Origin of the sequence: Corynebacterium glaucum (assembly GCF_002287505.1) — a bacterium.
GTDB lineage: Bacteria > Actinomycetota > Actinomycetes > Mycobacteriales > Mycobacteriaceae > Corynebacterium > Corynebacterium glaucum.
The window spans coordinates 1,520,990-1,537,204 of the sequence record NZ_CP019688.1 but is presented as its reverse complement, the minus strand read 5'-3'; the positions used below and the strand labels follow the sequence as shown (position 1 = coordinate 1,537,204).

General features: G+C 61.8%; 19 protein-coding genes. 10 read left to right on the top strand and 9 right to left on the bottom strand.

Translation table 11 applies throughout. The features are described 5' to 3' along the window. Positions 1 to 57 precede the first annotated feature (57 nt). Positions 58 to 1,626: a SpaH/EbpB family LPXTG-anchored major pilin gene (locus CGLAU_RS07510; protein WP_095660150.1), complete on the bottom strand. Its 1,569-nt coding sequence runs from the start codon at positions 1,624 to 1,626 to the stop codon at positions 58 to 60. Positions 1,627 to 2,199: 573 nt separating this feature from the next. Between CGLAU_RS07510 and CGLAU_RS07505 the strand changes: the two genes are divergently transcribed. After that, positions 2,200 to 3,369 carry a TerC family protein gene (locus CGLAU_RS07505; protein ID WP_095660149.1) on the top strand — a complete coding sequence of 390 codons (1,170 nt, stop codon included), beginning with the start codon at positions 2,200 to 2,202 and terminating at the stop codon, positions 3,367 to 3,369. Between the two features lie 21 nt (positions 3,370 to 3,390). Here CGLAU_RS07505 and CGLAU_RS07500 read toward each other — a convergent pair whose 3' ends face one another. Beyond that, positions 3,391 to 3,678: a YciI family protein gene (locus tag CGLAU_RS07500; RefSeq protein ID WP_095660148.1), complete on the bottom strand. Its 288-nt coding sequence runs from the start codon at positions 3,676 to 3,678 to the stop codon at positions 3,391 to 3,393. Positions 3,679 to 3,724: 46 nt separating this feature from the next. Between CGLAU_RS07500 and pgsA the strand changes: the two genes are divergently transcribed. From pgsA to CGLAU_RS07480, 4 genes are all read left to right on the top strand, one after another. Further along, positions 3,725 to 4,279 carry a CDP-diacylglycerol--glycerol-3-phosphate 3-phosphatidyltransferase gene (pgsA, locus tag CGLAU_RS07495; protein WP_332461810.1) on the top strand — a complete coding sequence of 185 codons (555 nt, stop codon included), beginning with the start codon at positions 3,725 to 3,727 and terminating at the stop codon, positions 4,277 to 4,279. Between the two features lie 5 nt (positions 4,280 to 4,284). Beyond that, positions 4,285 to 4,851 (top strand): CinA family protein, encoded by a 567-nt coding sequence (locus tag CGLAU_RS07490; protein ID WP_095660146.1) that lies wholly within the window; start codon positions 4,285 to 4,287, stop codon positions 4,849 to 4,851. Between the two features lie 15 nt (positions 4,852 to 4,866). Beyond that, the gene (locus CGLAU_RS07485; protein ID WP_415877120.1) at positions 4,867 to 5,226 is read left to right on the top strand and encodes a helix-turn-helix domain-containing protein; all 360 of its coding nucleotides are present in this window, start codon (positions 4,867 to 4,869) and stop codon (positions 5,224 to 5,226) included. 87 nt (positions 5,227 to 5,313) lie between these two features. Then, on the top strand, positions 5,314 to 6,171 hold the full coding sequence (locus tag CGLAU_RS07480; protein WP_095660145.1) for a PspA/IM30 family protein: 858 nt from the start codon (positions 5,314 to 5,316) through the stop codon (positions 6,169 to 6,171). A gap of 61 nt (positions 6,172 to 6,232) precedes the next feature. Here the strand turns inward: CGLAU_RS07480 and CGLAU_RS07475 are convergent, their stop codons facing one another. Genes CGLAU_RS07475 through CGLAU_RS07465 form a run of 3 tightly spaced genes read right to left on the bottom strand, consistent with a single transcriptional unit; the run spans position 6,233 to position 8,150 of the window. Further along, on the bottom strand, positions 6,233 to 6,844 hold the full coding sequence (locus CGLAU_RS07475; protein WP_095661115.1) for an energy-coupling factor transporter transmembrane component T family protein: 612 nt from the start codon (positions 6,842 to 6,844) through the stop codon (positions 6,233 to 6,235). Beyond that, entirely contained in the window at positions 6,844 to 7,533 is a 690-nt protein-coding gene (locus CGLAU_RS07470; protein WP_095660144.1) for an energy-coupling factor ABC transporter ATP-binding protein, read from the bottom strand. Before CGLAU_RS07470 ends, CGLAU_RS07475 begins: the two co-directional genes overlap by 1 nt. A 5-nt stretch (positions 7,534 to 7,538) precedes the next feature. Further along, on the bottom strand, positions 7,539 to 8,150 hold the full coding sequence (locus CGLAU_RS07465; protein WP_095660143.1) for a biotin transporter BioY: 612 nt from the start codon (positions 8,148 to 8,150) through the stop codon (positions 7,539 to 7,541). Between the two features lie 92 nt (positions 8,151 to 8,242). Here CGLAU_RS07465 and CGLAU_RS07460 point away from each other — a divergent pair, with 92 nt between their 5' ends. From CGLAU_RS07460 to recX, 3 genes are all read left to right on the top strand, one after another. Next, the gene (locus CGLAU_RS07460) at positions 8,243 to 8,458 is read left to right on the top strand and encodes a DUF3046 domain-containing protein (protein ID WP_095660142.1); all 216 of its coding nucleotides are present in this window, start codon (positions 8,243 to 8,245) and stop codon (positions 8,456 to 8,458) included. 195 nt (positions 8,459 to 8,653) lie between these two features. Further along, positions 8,654 to 9,799 (top strand): recombinase RecA, encoded by a 1,146-nt coding sequence (recA, locus tag CGLAU_RS07455; RefSeq protein WP_095660141.1) that lies wholly within the window; start codon positions 8,654 to 8,656, stop codon positions 9,797 to 9,799. Between the two features lie 3 nt (positions 9,800 to 9,802). Continuing rightward, entirely contained in the window at positions 9,803 to 10,414 is a 612-nt protein-coding gene (gene recX, locus CGLAU_RS07450; protein ID WP_095660140.1) for a recombination regulator RecX, read from the top strand. A gap of 31 nt (positions 10,415 to 10,445) precedes the next feature. Here recX and CGLAU_RS07445 read toward each other — a convergent pair whose 3' ends face one another. Genes CGLAU_RS07445 through gluA form a run of 4 tightly spaced genes read right to left on the bottom strand, consistent with a single transcriptional unit; the run spans position 10,446 to position 13,845 of the window. Continuing rightward, a complete protein-coding gene (locus tag CGLAU_RS07445) occupies positions 10,446 to 11,402 on the bottom strand; it encodes an amino acid ABC transporter permease (RefSeq protein ID WP_095660139.1) in 957 nt (318 codons plus the stop codon). Next, positions 11,403 to 12,089, bottom strand: a complete 687-nt coding sequence (locus tag CGLAU_RS07440; RefSeq protein ID WP_095660138.1) for an amino acid ABC transporter permease — start codon at positions 12,087 to 12,089, stop codon at positions 11,403 to 11,405. A 55-nt stretch (positions 12,090 to 12,144) separates the two neighbouring features. Then, the gene (locus CGLAU_RS07435; protein ID WP_095661114.1) at positions 12,145 to 13,038 is read right to left on the bottom strand and encodes a glutamate ABC transporter substrate-binding protein; all 894 of its coding nucleotides are present in this window, start codon (positions 13,036 to 13,038) and stop codon (positions 12,145 to 12,147) included. 57 nt (positions 13,039 to 13,095) lie between these two features. Then, on the bottom strand, positions 13,096 to 13,845 hold the full coding sequence (gene gluA / locus CGLAU_RS07430) for a glutamate ABC transporter ATP-binding protein GluA (RefSeq protein WP_095661113.1): 750 nt from the start codon (positions 13,843 to 13,845) through the stop codon (positions 13,096 to 13,098). A gap of 153 nt (positions 13,846 to 13,998) precedes the next feature. On the opposite strand from gluA, the gene miaB reads away from it, so the two are divergent. Together miaB and CGLAU_RS07420 are read left to right on the top strand one after the other, a co-directional pair. Further along, positions 13,999 to 15,540 (top strand): tRNA (N6-isopentenyl adenosine(37)-C2)-methylthiotransferase MiaB, encoded by a 1,542-nt coding sequence (gene miaB, locus CGLAU_RS07425; protein WP_095660137.1) that lies wholly within the window; start codon positions 13,999 to 14,001, stop codon positions 15,538 to 15,540. A gap of 22 nt (positions 15,541 to 15,562) precedes the next feature. Further along, on the top strand, positions 15,563 to 16,198 hold the full coding sequence (locus CGLAU_RS07420; protein WP_232507074.1) for an Rv2732c family membrane protein: 636 nt from the start codon (positions 15,563 to 15,565) through the stop codon (positions 16,196 to 16,198). Positions 16,199 to 16,215 lie beyond the last annotated feature (17 nt).

Genomic DNA, 16,215 nt, shown 5'->3' with positions numbered 1-16,215 from the left:
AACCGCATGGGGTCTAGCCGGTGTGCACGGTGCACTACATCGAGTGCGTGCCTGGGGTTAGGCGTTTTGGCGACGTGCGGCGAATGCGCCACCGCCGAGGATTGCCAAACCAGCCAGGACCAGGGCAACAACACCCATCCCACCGGTCTGCGGCAAGGAGAACTCAGGACGCTTCGTGTTCTCAACGTCCTTGGAGATGTTGTAGACCTCGGTCGTAACCTGGTCGTCTGCAGTCGCAGCCGTGACTTCGCCCGCGGTCAGAGTGAACGGGATAGCTGCGGTGAGCTTCTGGTAGCCAGACGGTGCCTCGGTCTCGACCAGGCAGTAGGTGTCATCGATGGTCTCGGTGCTGTTGGCTACGTCGGTGACGTGCAGATTGTTGATGAACAACTTGCCGTTGCTGTCGGTAACCAGGTCGCCGGTCTCGATCTTGGTGTCAGCACCCGCCTTGACACCGTCACAGGTGGCGTCGGAGGAGACCTTGTGCAGCTCGAACTTAGCGCCCTGGAGCACCTTGCCGTCCTCGCCCTTCTTCACGATGCGCACCGCACCGAAGTAGGAGGTGACCTTTTCCTCCGGGGTCTTGAACGGCTCGTCGACGGTGGTGGAATCGTCGGTGCGCTTGGTGGCACCGGTGGTGTCGGCGTAGTTATCAACCGCACCGTCATCGAGGCCCTCGCCACCCTTGACGACGGTCTTGGCGACCTCAGCCTTGATCGTGACCTGGATAGCGCCACCCTTGCTGTCGGTAAGCTTCTGCAGGCCAGCCTCGGTGAACACAAACGAGGTCTTGGTGTTTGCGTCGCCCTTGTCACCGGCGGTGTACGCGTCGGTAGAGACGGTGTAGTCAGTGCCCTCGGCAAGAGCCGTGCCGTTCAACGTCAGCGCGCCGATCTCCGGGTTCAGTAGTTCTTTGTTGTTGTAGTAGTCGTTGAGGCTGAATTCGGTCAGCGTGCGACCCTGCGGCATGACCGGTGCGTTGGTGTCGATGGTGTAGTCGATCTTGTCACCAGCAACCGGCTGACGGTCCTTGTCTACGACCTTCTTAGTGGTCTTCAGCTCAGTGTTCTTCGGGTAGACGTGAACGTCGCGGTTCCACTCATCGTTGTTGGCGATCGGTACGTACACGATCATCGGGGCAGCCGGGATGTAGACCGTGTCGGTTGAGGCAGGTGCCGCGGTCTCAGTCAGCAGGTAAGCACCAGCAGCAAGGTCTCCGAAGGTGACTGTGCCTTCGCCTTCGGTTGTACCGGTCTGGGCAGTTCCAGGAGTGACTGTGTTTCCGTCGGCATCGACAACAGTTTCGCCGGACACCTTAAGACCGGCTGCCGCGGCGAAGGTTGCGTCATCAGTGATCAACTGCAACGGCTGGAGAGAGAATTGCGCGCCGTTGAGCGGTTCACCCGGCGCACCGGTGCCGAGATCCGAGCCGTCGTGGTCGCTACCCAGTTCAGAGTGGTTTGTACGCTTATGAACGGTGATAGAGCCGGTTGCCTCGTTGACAGTGTCGATGGACTGCGCGAACGCCGGGGCGGTGTTCAGCACGACAGCGGTACCGATGGTGCCGGGGATTGCAAGACCTGCCGCGAGCGCGATAGCTGCGGTTCGCTTCATGGCGTGTGCCATAGCTTTACCTTTCGATGTAGAAAGTATCCGCTCCCGCGACCCAAACCTTTGAGTCGGGGCGGATGTGGGTGAACGATGTCTACACGGCCATCACAGGAGATTGCCAGCAGAACGAGCTAGACATTACGAACGTTAAGTAAGCGAGTCAACTGAAAAATCAGATCTATAAATAACTTTATAAACCATTAACGGGTCGCAATCTGTTCATGCCGCTATGTACAGGGTTTCCACCGGATTGGTTAAGTGAAAAATGAAGAAGAACACCTTCTCGCATCTCTAACCTGAGAATGCGATTTCAACTACATCTGTCTACCGCTGAACACGCCGTCCAAACATTCTCGATTCGAATAGCGTGCTTCATGCGGCGGCCACGCCGATGCGCCGTGTAGGGTGTCTTAGCGTTGTGAAAACGGCAGCGTTTTCGCACATGGAGGGGAGTACCCCAGAATTGTTGGAGATCGTCAGCACGGAGCCGTCGTCAAGCGGAAGCCCCGGTCTTCACAGCCCGCGTTGGCGGGGGAGACCTCCGGTCCGACCCACCTACCTTTCCCTTAAGACCGGAGGCAAACACCTATGGACGTTCCTTTGTGGATCTGGCTCATCACCTCGGTGGTGATCCTCGGATTCTTCGTATTCGACTTTGTGTCCCACGTGCGCACGCCGCACGAACCGTCAATGAAAGAGTCGGGCGGCTGGGCGCTGTTTTACATGACGATGGCGTGCATCTTTGGCGGCATCGTCTGGTGGCTGTGGGACGCCGAGCACGGCCTGCAGTTCTTCACCGGCTACATCACCGAGCTGTCCCTGTCCGTGGACAATCTGTTCGTGTTCGCGCTGATCATGGGCTCGTTCAAGATCCCGCGCGCGTACCAGCAGAAAGTGCTGCTCATCGGCATCGTCATGGCGCTGGTTTTCCGCCTCATCTTCATCCTGCTGGGCGCGGTGATCATCTCCGCATGGTCGTGGGTGTTCTACATCTTCGCCGCGTTCTTGATCTACACCGCGGTCAAGCTGGTTTACGACGAAGCCACCGACCAGCCGGAACAGGACCCGAACGACATGTTCGTGGTCAAGACGCTGCGCAAGGCGATCCCGGTTACGCAGTCCTACCACGGCGACAGCCTCGTTTCGAAGACGCAGTCCGGTAAGAAAGCGGTCACCCCGCTGTTCGTGGCGCTGCTCGCCATCGGATTCATCGACGTGATGTTCGCGTTCGATTCCATCCCGGCGATCTTCGGCATCACCCAGGAACCGTTCCTGGTGTTCACCGCGAATGCGTTCGCGCTGCTCGGCCTGCGACAGCTGTACTTCCTGCTCAACGGCCTCCTGGACAAGTTGGTGTACCTGCCGTACGGCCTGGCCATCATCCTCGGCTTCATCGGTGTCAAGCTCCTGCTGCACGCGCTGCACGAGAACAACCTGCCGTTCATCAACGGCGGCGAGGGCCTCAACGTCCCGGAGATCGGTACCGTGACCTCGCTTGTGGTCATCGTCGGCGTGCTGGCGATCACCGCGATCGCGTCCGTTGCGAAGCAACGCAGCGACGTTAAAAACGGCAAGATCGATCCGGACGAGGAGAGCTACCGCATCGATTACGACGATCACGGCAACCGCCGCAAGATCGACAAGGACGGCAACCACGTCGAGTGGATCGACGACCCGGCTACCTCCGGCAAGGGTGACCACACCGCGACGGGATCACGCGAGACGGAGCACCTCGACGTGGCGAAGGGGCAGCGTTAGCCGTCGATAAGCGAAAAAGCTCTAGCTGAAGATGTTAGAAACCGGGTTCCACTCGCGGATCTCGCGCTTGGCCAGCGCGCCGGCGGCGATGTAGGGATCCTGGTCCATCAGCTCGGTGGCATCGGACTCGGTCGCGGTATCCGGCAACTGAATGATGATCAGCGCCTGAGTGCCGTCGACGTACGGGCCCGAGCCGACAATCCGGCCGAGTCCTAGCTGGTTGGAAATGAACTCGCGGTGCTTAGGGCGGGTGGCGTCGATCAGGGCCGCGTCGTCGCCGTAGGTGTAAGTGCATGCAAAATACTTCATGCGTGGCAGTTTAGGCCCGCAAGCGGCGGTCGGTAGGGTGGACGGCGTGAGCACTTCGACCCCGGCGCCTGGCAAGCAGTCCAACTGGAACTTGCCGAACATCCTCACCAGCCTGCGCATCCTGTTCATTCCGGTGTTCGCGTGGCTGGTGCTGAGCCAGCAATGGTGGTGGGCGTTCGGCCTGTTTGTGGCGCTGATGGTCACGGACAAGCTCGACGGCGACATCGCCCGCGCACGCGGCCTGGTGACGGACTTTGGCAAGATCGCCGACCCAATCGCGGACAAGGCCTTGATGATCACCGCCCTGGTGACGCTCAACACCGCCAGCAACCTGCCGATCTGGATGACGGTGGTCATCATCATCCGTGAGCTCGGCATCACCTTCTGGCGCATGGGCATGCTGCGCCAAGGCAAGGTCGTGCCCGCGTCGAAGGGCGGCAAGCTCAAGACCGTGCTGCAAACGGTGGGCGTGGGCATGTACCTCTGTCCGCTGCCGGAGTGGATGAGCGTGCCGACGTACATTGTCATGCTCCTGGCCGTGGTGGTCACGGTGGTCACCGGCATTCAGTATCTGGTTGATGCGAAGAAGGTCAATCAGTGAGCCCAATGAGCACAGCGAGCATCGAGCAATTGCTTATCGACGAACTTCGTCAGCGCGGACAGACCATCGCGTTCTGCGAATCGCTGACGGCGGGGCTTGCGTGCGCGACTTTGGCTGGCGTGCCGGGGGCCTCCGACGTGCTGCGCGGCGGGTTGGTGACGTACGCGACCGATTTGAAGGTCACGCTCGCTGGGGTGGGCGAGGAAGTGGTCGCGCGCCACGGCGTGGTCTCGGCGCAAACCGCCCGCGAGATGGCTCGGGGCTGCAAGGCTGCGTGCGGTGCGGACTGGGCGGTGGCGTTGACGGGCGTCGCCGGGCCGGACCCGCAGGACGGCCACCACGTCGGTGAGGTGTGGATTGGTGTCAGTGGCCCGAAGTGGACCGCGTCGTCGCCCGCGGCCGAGTTGGCGCCTATAGCGATGAGCCGTTACGCCCTGGTTCCAGGGGAGTCGGAGCCGGTGCGAGTGTTGGCGGGCAACCGCAACGAGATTCGCGCCGCTGCCGTTGAAGCAGCGCTGCGTGGGGCGCTGAAGGCTGTGCGTGACCAACCCGAGGGAACAATTGCGGGGTGAGTACCGTTGAACTCAATGATGGCTACAACAACTCTGCTTTTTGATGCACCGGCAACTGTGCCGGTTTCCCCGGTGCGTAACCCCCGCCAGCGCGAACCCTTGCTGCGTGAGGCGCTCGGGATGTCGCTGCGTGCCTACCGCGCCGATAAGGGCGTGACACTTCGAGAGCTTGCCACCCACGCGATGGTTTCACCTGGCTACCTCTCCGAGCTGGAGCGTGGGCGTAAAGAGGTCTCCTCCGAGGTGCTTGCCTCTATCTGCCAGGCGTTGGACACCACCGTGGCCGAGGTGCTGCTCGAGGCTGTGGCGAACCTATCGCTGCCTTCAATCAATGACGAGTTGGCTTCGACCACTCCAGCTGCAGCCGAGGCCTAAAACCCTGAGCGCCTGCAGCGTGGCGGGCGGATCGCGTCTATTGTGGTTACGCGATAGATAAAACATTCCACGAAAGGTCTTTGACCCATGGCGAACCCGTTCAAGAAGTTCTGGAACTACCTCATGGCCCTCTTCGACAACAAGATCGAAGAGAACGCTGATCCGAAGGTCCAGATCGAGCAGGCGATTAGCGAGGCGCAGCGTCAGCACCAGGCGCTGTCCCAGCAGGCAGCTGCTGTGATTGGCAACCAGCGTCAGCTGGAGATGCAGCTGAACCGCCGTCTGGAGGACGTGGAGAAGCTGCAGGCGAACACCCGCCAGGCGCTGCAGCTCGCTGACAAGGCTCGCAACGAGGGCGACCAGAAGCGCGCAAGCGAGTACGAGAATGCCGCAGAGGCTTTCGCTGCCCAGCTGGTGACCGCAGAGCAGGGCGTGGAAGACACCAAGCAGCTCCACGATCAGGCGCTGCAGCAGGCAGGGGCCGCGAAGCAGGCCGTGGAGCGCAACGCGGCACACCTGCAGCAGCAGGTGGCTGAGCGCTCCAAGCTGCTGAGCCAGCTCGAGCAGGCCAAGATGCAGGAAAAGGTCTCGGAGACCATGCGCCAGATGAACTCCATTACCGCGACTGGCCCGAACCTGGATCAGGTGCGCGACAAAATCGAGCGTCGTTACGCGAACGCGCTCGGTGCCGCCGAGCTTGCGCAAAACTCCATCGAAGGCCGTATGGCTGAGGTTGAGCAGGCAGGCATCCAGATGGCTGGCCACGGCCGCCTCGAGCAGATCCGTGCCGAGATGTCTGGTGAGCTGACCTCCGGCTCGAAGCCGGCGATTGAGCAGGGTGCGAACGGCCCGGGTGCAGCGCAGCAGTCCCAGCAGCCGTCCGGGGCTGGTGTCTCGGACGACGCTGTTGCCGAGCGCATGCGCGAGCTGCGCGGCGAAATCTAACGCTTCTGCATCTACCGCCTCCATCCCGTTGTATGACTGCGGGATGGAGGCGGTTTTGGGCTTAATCCACCGCGCCGCGCGCCATGAGCGCCTCGCCGATTTGGCGGGCGCGGCGCACCGCTCGGATCACAAGCGGCACACCGAAGGCGGCGAAGGAAAACCCGGCACCGCGGGCCCGGCGCGCGTCGAGCACTTCGTTCGCGGTCGCCAGCATGAGCGGGATCAACCGGATGGTCAGGGCGATGGTGAGGCTGATCAGTTCCACGGGAACACCAACGCGAGCGAGCGGCTGGAGGCTCTGGTCAAGCGCGTCCAACAGCGCTTCGACCGTGGTAGTCAGCGTCAGCAAGTTCGCAGCGGCGATTGTGGCGGTCAATCCTATGCCCGTGGTCAGAGCCGCTGCCAGTCCGTTTTGCCACCAGATAAACGCGCAGAGGAAGAGTAAGAACGGCAACAACGTTACGAACTGGCGCCAGGCCACGCCGACTGGGATCCCGGCGAGCGCATACAGCACCATGATCAATGTCAGGGCCGCCATCGATTGCCATGGCAGTGTCGGCCAGATGGTCACCCAGAGGACGAACGCGACCAGCAGCAAGAACTTCAGGCTCGGGTGCACCCGATGCAGGAAGGAACTACCGGGAACGTAGACGCCTAGCGGTAGCTCGCGGATCACGGCTTGGCATCCATTCGGTCGATGTAGAAGGCGATGGCGTCGTCCGGGGAGCCGTCGTAAAGCAATTGCCCCTCGTCGATGACCAGCACGCGGTCGAAATCCCGAAGCATGTCCAGGTCGTGGGTGACTACCACCAATTGCTGCTCCAAGCTCATCAGCTCGCGGATGATGCGGCGGCGGTTGCGCAGGTCGAGCAGCGTGGTTGGCTCATCTGCAATCACGGTGTCCGGCTCGATCACCAGCACCGAGGCGAGCGCGAGCATTTGCTTCTCGCCGCCTGAGAGGGTGTGCGGCGAGTTTTCGGCCAGGTGAGAAAGCTCGAACCTCTCCAGCACCGCGGTGACCCGAGCCTGGACCTCAGCGCGGGGCAGTTTGAACCGACGGAGCGAGAACGCCACATCGTCGCTCACCCTTGGCATGACGATTTGTGATTCCGCGTCGGAGAAGACGAAGCCCACCCGTTTGCGGACGTCTTTGCCCTGGCTCGTGGGGGAGAGGCCGTCGTAAAGCACACTGCCTGTCGTGGGTTCGATCAAACCGTTGATCATGCGCACGGTGGTGGATTTGCCGGAGCCGTTCGAGCCGATGATGCCGACACGCTGCTCGTCAAAACTGACGTTGAGCGGGGCGAGCACGGTCTCGCCGTCGTAGGAAACGGAGGCTTCGCGAAACTCAATGAGGGGCATGATGCTTATCGACGACCCCTGCGGATGTCCGGGATCGCCGAGTGCACTCCGATTGCGACGGCGATCACGAGCGCAATCTCGATTGCATCGGTCAGCACGAACGGCAATTGGGCTTGCCACGCCTGGATGAACGTCATGTCCGCGCGGAACATGAAGCCGAATACGCCGAAGAAGTACTGGATGAAGAGTCCCACGTAACCTGCGATGATGAGCACGGCAATTGCCATGCCCCGGTTCGACTTGAACGGTGCACGGTAGGCGATCGCGCCAGCGACCCAAGCGGAAACCAGGTAGCCGACAAGGTACCCGACCGTGATGCCTCCGATTGCGGCGATGGTGGTACGCCCGCCTGCGAGCACCGGAAGTGCCAGGCCTACCAAGAGGAACACTGCGGCGGTGAGGAAACCGCGGCGGCGTCCGAGGACTAGGCCGGCGAGGATGACTGCGGCGTTTTGCAGCACGATCGGTGCGCCGAGGGCGCCGACTGGGATGGCGAGGAACCCCAGCACGATGATGATGGCGGCGAAGACTGCAATGTAGGCGATGTCAGTGGCAGTGCTGGCGCTAGAGCTGGAGCGCGGCGGTTGGGAGTCTGAAGAGGCGTGCACAGATGTCATGTGAAGAAGAGTATCTGAACGGTGTTCAAGCGATATGAAAAAGGCGCGCTTACAGAAAGGGAGAGGCGTGGGGTGTGTGTAGGTTAGGTGGCATGCGTTTGACGGAATTTGATCAGCTCGTGGAAGACGAGTTCGGCGCGGAGCGTGCGCAGTGGATCGTCCAGTCGCAGGTGCTGCCGCAAAGCGATCGCACAGCGGCCGAGCTAATCGAAAATGGTGTCGATCCGCGCGTCGTGTGGGAGGGGCTTTGCGACGCGTTTGACGTGCCGGAAGAGCGGCGTTTAGGCGTAGATCGGCCGGGAAAGTAAGGCAGGGAAGGTTGCGTTCGGGTGCGCGCGTGTCACATTGTTATCGAACATGTTTGCGTGTACGTTCGAACGTGTTGAATCCGCGTTCTAGGATTTCGAAGTGTTGATGGAACCGAGACGGTGTCGGTGAACGTCTAATACATATCGGTTTGAAGCACGCACGCTAGCTACACATCGCAGGAGAGTTACAAGCACATGGCAGCAAAGAAGAAGACTGGAGCCGCTGGCAACGACCGCCAGAATGCGCTCGATGCAGCGCTGGCGATGATTGAGAAGGACTTTGGCAAGGGCGCCATCATGCGCCTGGGTGAGGACAACCGCCCGCCGATCCAGTCCATTTCCTCCGGCAATACCGCCATCGACGTGGCACTGGGCATCGGTGGCTGGCCGCGCGGCCGCATCGTGGAGATCTACGGCCCGGAGTCTTCGGGTAAGACCACGGTGGCGCTGCATGCAATCGCGCAGGCGCAGAAGGCTGGCGGCATCGCGGCTTTCATTGACGCGGAGCATGCGCTGGATCCGGACTACGCGAAGAAGCTTGGCGTAGACACGGATAATCTCTTGGTCTCCCAGCCAGACACTGGTGAGCAGGCACTAGAGATCGCCGACATGCTGGTGCGCTCCGGTGCAATCGACATGATCGTCATCGACTCCGTTGCGGCACTGACTCCGAAGGCGGAGATCGAAGGCGAGATGGGTGATTCCCACGTGGGTCTCCAGGCTCGCCTGATGTCGCAGGCGCTGCGCAAGATGACGGGCGCGCTCTACAACTCGGGTACCACTGCGATCTTCATCAACCAGCTGCGCGAGAAGATCGGCGTGATGTTCGGCTCTCCTGAGACCACCACCGGTGGTAAAGCGCTGAAGTTCTACGCCTCCGTGCGCTGCGACGTGCGCCGCATCCAGACGCTGAAGGACGGCCAGGACTCGATTGGTAACCGCACCAAGCTCAAGGTGGTGAAGAACAAGGTGTCGCCGCCGTTCAAGGTTGCCGAGTTCGACATCATGTACGGCGAAGGTATTTCCCGCGAGAGCTCCATCATCGACATGGGCGTGGACAACGGCATCGTGAAGAAGTCCGGCTCGTGGTTCACCTACGAAGGTGAGCAGCTCGGCCAAGGCAAGGAAAAAGCCCGGCTGTTCCTCAAGGACAACACGGAACTGGCTGACGAGATCGAAGACAAGATCTTCAAGGCACTGGGTGTCGGGGCATATGCGGGCAAGGATGCGGCGAGCGACGAGCTTTCGGACGACCTCGTCGACATGGTCCCCAACATCGACTTCGACGATGACGAGGACGAAAACGACGATGTCAACCTTCTGCCCGCGCAGGGCAGCTAGCCGTTGAATACGCCCGACCCGGACAAAATCGCACGGCTACAAGAGGCCCTCGATCACTACAAAACACATGGGGGCGGAGAACTCTTCGACCGCACCCACGAGGAGGCCATCGCACCCGTGCGTAAGCGGGCGCTTGGCCTCCTAGATCAGCGTGCCCGCTCCCGGCACGAGCTTCGCGAGCGGCTGCTAAAAGCCGAGTTCGAGGAGGACCTCGTAGAGGAAGTGCTCGATTCCCTCGAGCGCTCGAGGCTGCTCGACGACAAGGCGTTCGCCCGCGAGTGGGTGCGCCAGCGTGCAGCGGCCCGTGGAAAATCCGCGCGAGCACTTGACCTCGAGCTGCGAGACAAGGGCGTGGCAGCGGATATCCGCGCCGATGCGCTCAGCCAAGTTTCTCCGGAGGACGAAGAGGCGCAAGCACGGGTGCTGGCGGAAAAGAAAGCCCGCGCTGTGAAGGCACCACCCACGGATCGGCAGGAATACGACAAGCACTTGCGCCGTGTTGTTGGCGTACTCGCGCGGCGCGGTTACTCCTCAGAGATGTCGCTGCGTGTCGCACGTGAGACCTTGGACGCGCGAATCGATGCGCTCAACTCGGACAGCAGCGACGTGGGATAATTCGCGTTGCCATGGGCCGTCGATAAGCGGCTTAGTGCCCCCGGTCGGGGTTTTCTAGCTCGGTGTAGCCCGGCGCGTGCCAGTCCACGTTGACGGTGTCTTTCGTGTCCAAGCCCACGCCTGCGCTGGCAGCCTCAGGCACCTTGGCAAAGATGTTGCGTCGTGCGCGCCCAGCCCGAAGCTGGCGCTCGACGCGCTCGGCGAGCAAGGTGAGCGCGTAGTTGATGATGATCATGATGGCGCCAACAACCACGAGCGAGGCCAGGAAGTTCTGGTTCGTAGAGGCGGACTGGATGCCGGAGCGGACCACCTCGACGTAGCCGATCTGGTAGCCCAGCGCAGTGTCCTTGAGCGCAATCACCATCTGCGCGATGAGCGCCGGCAGCATCGCCGCGATGGACTGGGGGAGCAGGATCGACCACATGGTCTGCCAGTGCGACATTCCCAGCGCACGGGCTGCCTCGGTCTGGCCCTTCGGCAGCGAGTTGATGCCCGCGCGAAGGATCTCCGCGATGACCGAGCCGTTGTAGAGGGTGAGAGCCACAACGACCGCCCAGAATGCGAGTCCGTTCGGCGGCACGAGTTTGTAGACCGCGAAAAACTGGTAGGCGAAGATCATCAGCAAAAGCACTGGGATTGCGCGGAAGAACTCCACGATCACCGCGCAGAACCCGCGCACGAGGCGTGACTCGGAGAGTCGGCCGGGGCCGAAAATGACGCCGAAGATGACCGCGAACACAATGCTGGTGAGCGCGGCCTTGATGGTGCCCCATAAGCCGGGCAGGATGTAGGTCTTCCAGGTGTTGGCTTCAAGGAACGGGGTCCACTTTGCCGCGTCGAGCTGGCCTTTGTCGCCGAGGGTGGACAAGACCCACCAGGCTGCCAGCGCAAGCACGACGAGGGTGATCACCGTGTAGATGCGGTTGCGCATGATGCCCTTGGGGCCGGGCGCATCGTAGAGAACTGTGGCGCGCACTTCTTGTGCCATTTACTTCTTCACCGCCATTCGGTCAGCAAGGCGGCCAACGATTAGGCCCATGGGCAGGGTTAGGATGACGAAGCCGAGCGCGAACACACCGAAAATGATGAACAGCTGGCTCGCGTGGAACTCGATGGTGGACTTCATCAGCAAAGACGCCTCGGCCACGCCGATCGCGGAGGCGATCGTGGTGTTCTTCGTCAACGCGATGAGCGTGTTGCCCAGTGGCACCAACGCCGCGCGCCAGGCTTGGGGGAAGACGATCTGCGTGAACGTCTGTCCGAAGCTCAAGCCAAGCGATCGCGCCGCCTCGGCCTGGCCGAAGTGCACGGTATTGATGCCGCTTCGCAGCGACTCAGCCACAAAGCACGAGGTGTAAAGAATGAAGCCGAGCACCGCGAGCCGGAAGTTCTGATCCATCAGAAACGTGCTGGAGTCGCGGCTGGCAAGTTGCAGACCAAGGTTTTGATACAGCCCGAAGGAGCAGAACAGGATCACCAGGGTCAGCGGGGTGTTGCGCACCGTGTTGATGTAAAACGCCGAGATGGAGCGCAAGATCCCGACGGGGGAGACCCGCATCGCGGTCAAGATCGTGCCCAAAATGAGCGAACCGATGGCGGAATACACCGTCAGTTTGATCGTGGTCCAAAAAGCTGGCAAGAGCTTGGGCAACAAATCTGCCCATAAAGCATCCATGCGTGTAACTCCTTGTGGTTGCGCGATGCGGGGAAGGGAGGAGAGGGACGGGGTGTTAGTTCAGGAAGGATAGGTCGCCCGGCTTCGCCTTCTCCACGCCTTGGCCGCCGTCGATGTTTTCGTCGACAAACTTGTCGAAGGAGCCGTCGTCGTACATCGCCTGCAGCGCCTTGTTGATTGCTTCGGTGGCGGCCGTGTCGTCTTTCTTCAGGCCGATGCCGTAGTGCTCGTTAGTGAACGGCTTGCCGTCCTTTTCCAGGTCGACCAGCTTGAAGGTGCCGGGCGACTGTGCTGCGTAGCCGCCAAGGATGGTCGCGTCGGTAGTCAGGGCATCGACGTTGCCTTGGCGCAGTGCCTCAACGCAGGAGGAGTAGGTGTCATACTCCTGCAGTTGCACGCCCGGCAGGGTGTCCTTGACCTTCTGTGCCGGGGTGGAGCCGGTGACGGAGCAAAGGATCTTGCCGTCGAGGTCCTCCAGGCCGTTGATGTCGGTGTTGGCATCCTGCACCAGCAGAGCTTGGTGGGTGAGCAGGTACGGGCCACCAAAGTTCACCGTCTCAGAACGCGATTTGTTGACGGAGTAGGTCGCGGTGATCATGTCGACCTCGCCGTTCTGGATTAGCGTTTCACGCTGCGCAGACGGGGTCTCGCGCCAGGTGATGGTCGGCTCGTTCCAGCCGTTGTCCTTCGCAATCGAGTTGACCACGTACGTCGCAATGTCAACGTCCAGGCCGCTCATCGAGCCGTCCGGTTCACGCAGACCAAGACCTGGCTGGTCGTATTTGGTGCCCAGGGTGACGTTGCCGGCTTCAATGTGAGAGAGCAGGCCTTCGCCGGATGCGCCGCCGTCGCCGCCGGAGGAGCTGGAATCGGACCCACCGCAGGCAGCGATGGACAGGCTCAGAGCGGCTGCCGCAGTGGCTGCCATGATGCGGGTTGCACGGTTCATGGTGAACTCCTTCGAATCAGATTTGTGGAGGTGCAAATGTTTTGCAGTCGGGGTGCGCTAGTGCAGAATCTTGCCTAGGAAGTCCTTGGCGCGATCGGTCTGCGGGTTGGTAAAGAAGGACTCCGGGTCGGTGTCTTCGACGATCTCGCCGTCCGCCATGAAGATGACGCGGTCGGCGACCTTGCGGGCAAATCCCATCTCGTGGGTGACCACGAGCATGGTCATACCGGTGGCCGCGAGCTCGCCCATGACGTCGAGCACCTCACCGACCATTTCTGGGTCGAGCGCGGAGGTGGGTTCGTCGAAAAGCATGACCTTCGGGTCCATAGCCAGCGCTCGGGCGATGGCGACGCGCTGCTGCTGCCCGCCGGAGAGCTGGGCGGGGTACTTGTCGGCTTGGTTGCCAATGCCAACGCGGGTCAGCAGTTCGTCGGCACGCTTGTTGGCGTCGGCTTTCTTCGATTTGTGCACCTTGGTGGGGCCGAGGGTGACGTTGTCGCGGATGGTCAGGTGCGGAAACAGGTTGAACTGCTGGAACACCATGCCTACATCGGCACGCAGCTTTGCCAGCTCCTTGCCTTCCTCGGGCAGCGCCTTCCCGTCGATCTCGATCGTGCCGGAATCGATGGTTTCGAGCCGGTTGATCGTGCGACACAGCGTCGACTTGCCTGAGCCGGACGGTCCCAACACCACAATCACTTGGCCGCGGGGGACCTCGAGGTTGATGTTTTTCAGCGCATGGAAGTCGCCGAAGTGCTTGTCCACATCCTGAATCAGAATCATCGGTTCAGCAGTCGCCTGTGTCATGCGCATTACATTTACCCGATTAACGTGACGGAGAATACATTTTCGCCAAAAATTTACTCAAATGCTTATCGACGGCCCCTTCGACCCGCCTCGAAACTCCCGTTTAGGCCCTCGTAGCCTGCAGCGTTAAACTTGGGCGCCGTGAGTACGGCGATGCGCAAAAACCCGGAGCGCACCTACGAGGTGCGTACTTTCGGCTGCCAGATGAACGTTCACGACTCCGAGCGCCTCTCAGGCATGCTCGAAGACGCGGGGTATGTCGCGGCAAACGAGAATGAGACCCCGGATCTCGTGGTGTTCAACACCTGTGCAGTGCGTGAAAACGCCGACAAGCGTCTCTACGGCACCCTCGGCCAGCTCAAGCACACGAAGCAGCAGCACCCCGGCATGCAGATCGCCGTGGGCGGCTGCCTCGCGCAGAAGGATAAGGACACGGTGCTTGAGAAGGCGCCCTGGGTCGATGCGGTGTTTGGCACCCACAACCTCTCCGCGCTGCCGACGCTGCTCGAGCGCGCCCGTGTCGAGGACGCTGCCCAAGTCGAAATCGCCGAGGCGCTCGAGGTGTTCCCCTCGGTTCTGCCCGCCAAGCGCGAATCCACCTACGCCGGGTGGGTGAGCGTGTCGGTGGGCTGCAACAACACGTGCACGTTCTGCATCGTGCCGAGTTTGCGCGGCAAGGAGATCGACCGCCACCCAGGCGACATCCTCGCCGAGGTGCAAGCGCTTGTCGACGAAGGCGTTTCCGAAATCACCCTGCTCGGCCAAAACGTCAACGCATACGGCGTGCACTTCGCAGACCCTGACATGGAGCGCGACCCATCGGCGTTTTCCAAGCTGCTGCGCGCCTGCGGCGAGATCGAGGGCCTGGAGCGCGTGCGCTTCACCTCCCCGCACCCGGCGGAGTTCACCTCCGACGTCATTGACGCGATGGCGGAGACCCCGAACATCTGCCCGCAGCTGCACATGCCGCTGCAGTCCGGTTCCGACAAGGTGCTCAAGGACATGCGCCGGTCGTACCGCTCGAAGAAGTTCTTAGGGATTTTGGACGAGGTGCGCGGGAAACTGCCGCACGCATCCATCACTACGGACATCATCGTCGGCTTCCCGGGCGAGACCGAGGAGGATTTCCAGGCCACGCTCGACGTTGTTGAGCAGTCCCGGTTTACTTCCGCCTACACCTTCCAGTACTCCCCGCGCCCGGGTACCCCGGCCGCGAAGATGGAGGGGCAGGTACCGAAGCACGTGGTGCAGGAACGCTTCGAACGCCTCGTCGCGCTGCAGGACCGGATCAGCGCGGAGGAAAACGCGAAGCTGATCGGCACAGAGGTGGAGCTGCTGGTCCAGGCCGAGGGCGGTCGCAAGAACGACCGCACCCAGCGCATGTCCGGCCGTGCGCGCGACGGTCGCCTTGTCCACTTCGCCCTCGCCGAGGCCGTCGACGGCGCAATTGACCGCGAGGTCCGCCCGGGCGACATCGTCCACGTCACCGTCACCGACGCAAAGCCGCACTTTCTCATCGCCGACTCCGGCATCACCGCGCACCGTCGCACCAAGGCTGGAGATAACTCGGAGGTCGGCCAGTTGCCCACAACCGCTCCAGTCGGAGTGGGCCTAGGCTTGCCGACGATCGGTGCGCCCGCGCAAACCCCATCCGGAAACGCGGACGCGTCCGGCACCTGTTGCGCAACGCACTAACACTTACAAGGAGGAGCCCCCGGTGGCCGAAGCAATGCAGCCTGCATCGATGAACGACCCGGATGCGCTGGCCAGAACCGAGCGCAAGGTGAGCGGTAGGCTCGCCGACGGTCCCGCGCGCTGGGTACTTCTCGCATGTACGGCTGCGTACCTCGTTGCGCTGTTCCTTCCGTTCGCGGGTGCAGCCTCTGGATGGCAGCTCCTCGGTGCCACCGAAGCGACTCGGGACACCGAGACGGCCGTGACCGAGTACCTCTTCACCTGGGTGGCCTTCATCGGGCTTGGCGTACTTACGCCCATCGCGGTACTGACTCGGCGCTTCGCCGCCGCGGTCGCCGGGTGGATGGTCACCGGCATTTCATCGGTGTGCTGGCTCCTCGCAATGTGGCTCGGCCTCGACCACGGAGCGGGCATCTACGTGGCGATCGCCGCAGTGCTTATCGCCATCGCTGCCTACATTCCCGCCCTTGGCCGCCGCGGTGAACAGCAGCTAGAGATCGCTCGGCAGCGCGCCGCAGCGCAGGGGACTGACGACGTCGCGCGTCTGCAACGCTCCGCCACTGAGCAGGCGCACGCTCACGACCAGGCGCAGAACCCGCTGCTCATCGACGATCGCCGGGCCCGAGCTGCCGAACGGCACAAGCGCCAGGCGGACTAGACGGTTATTACTCGACT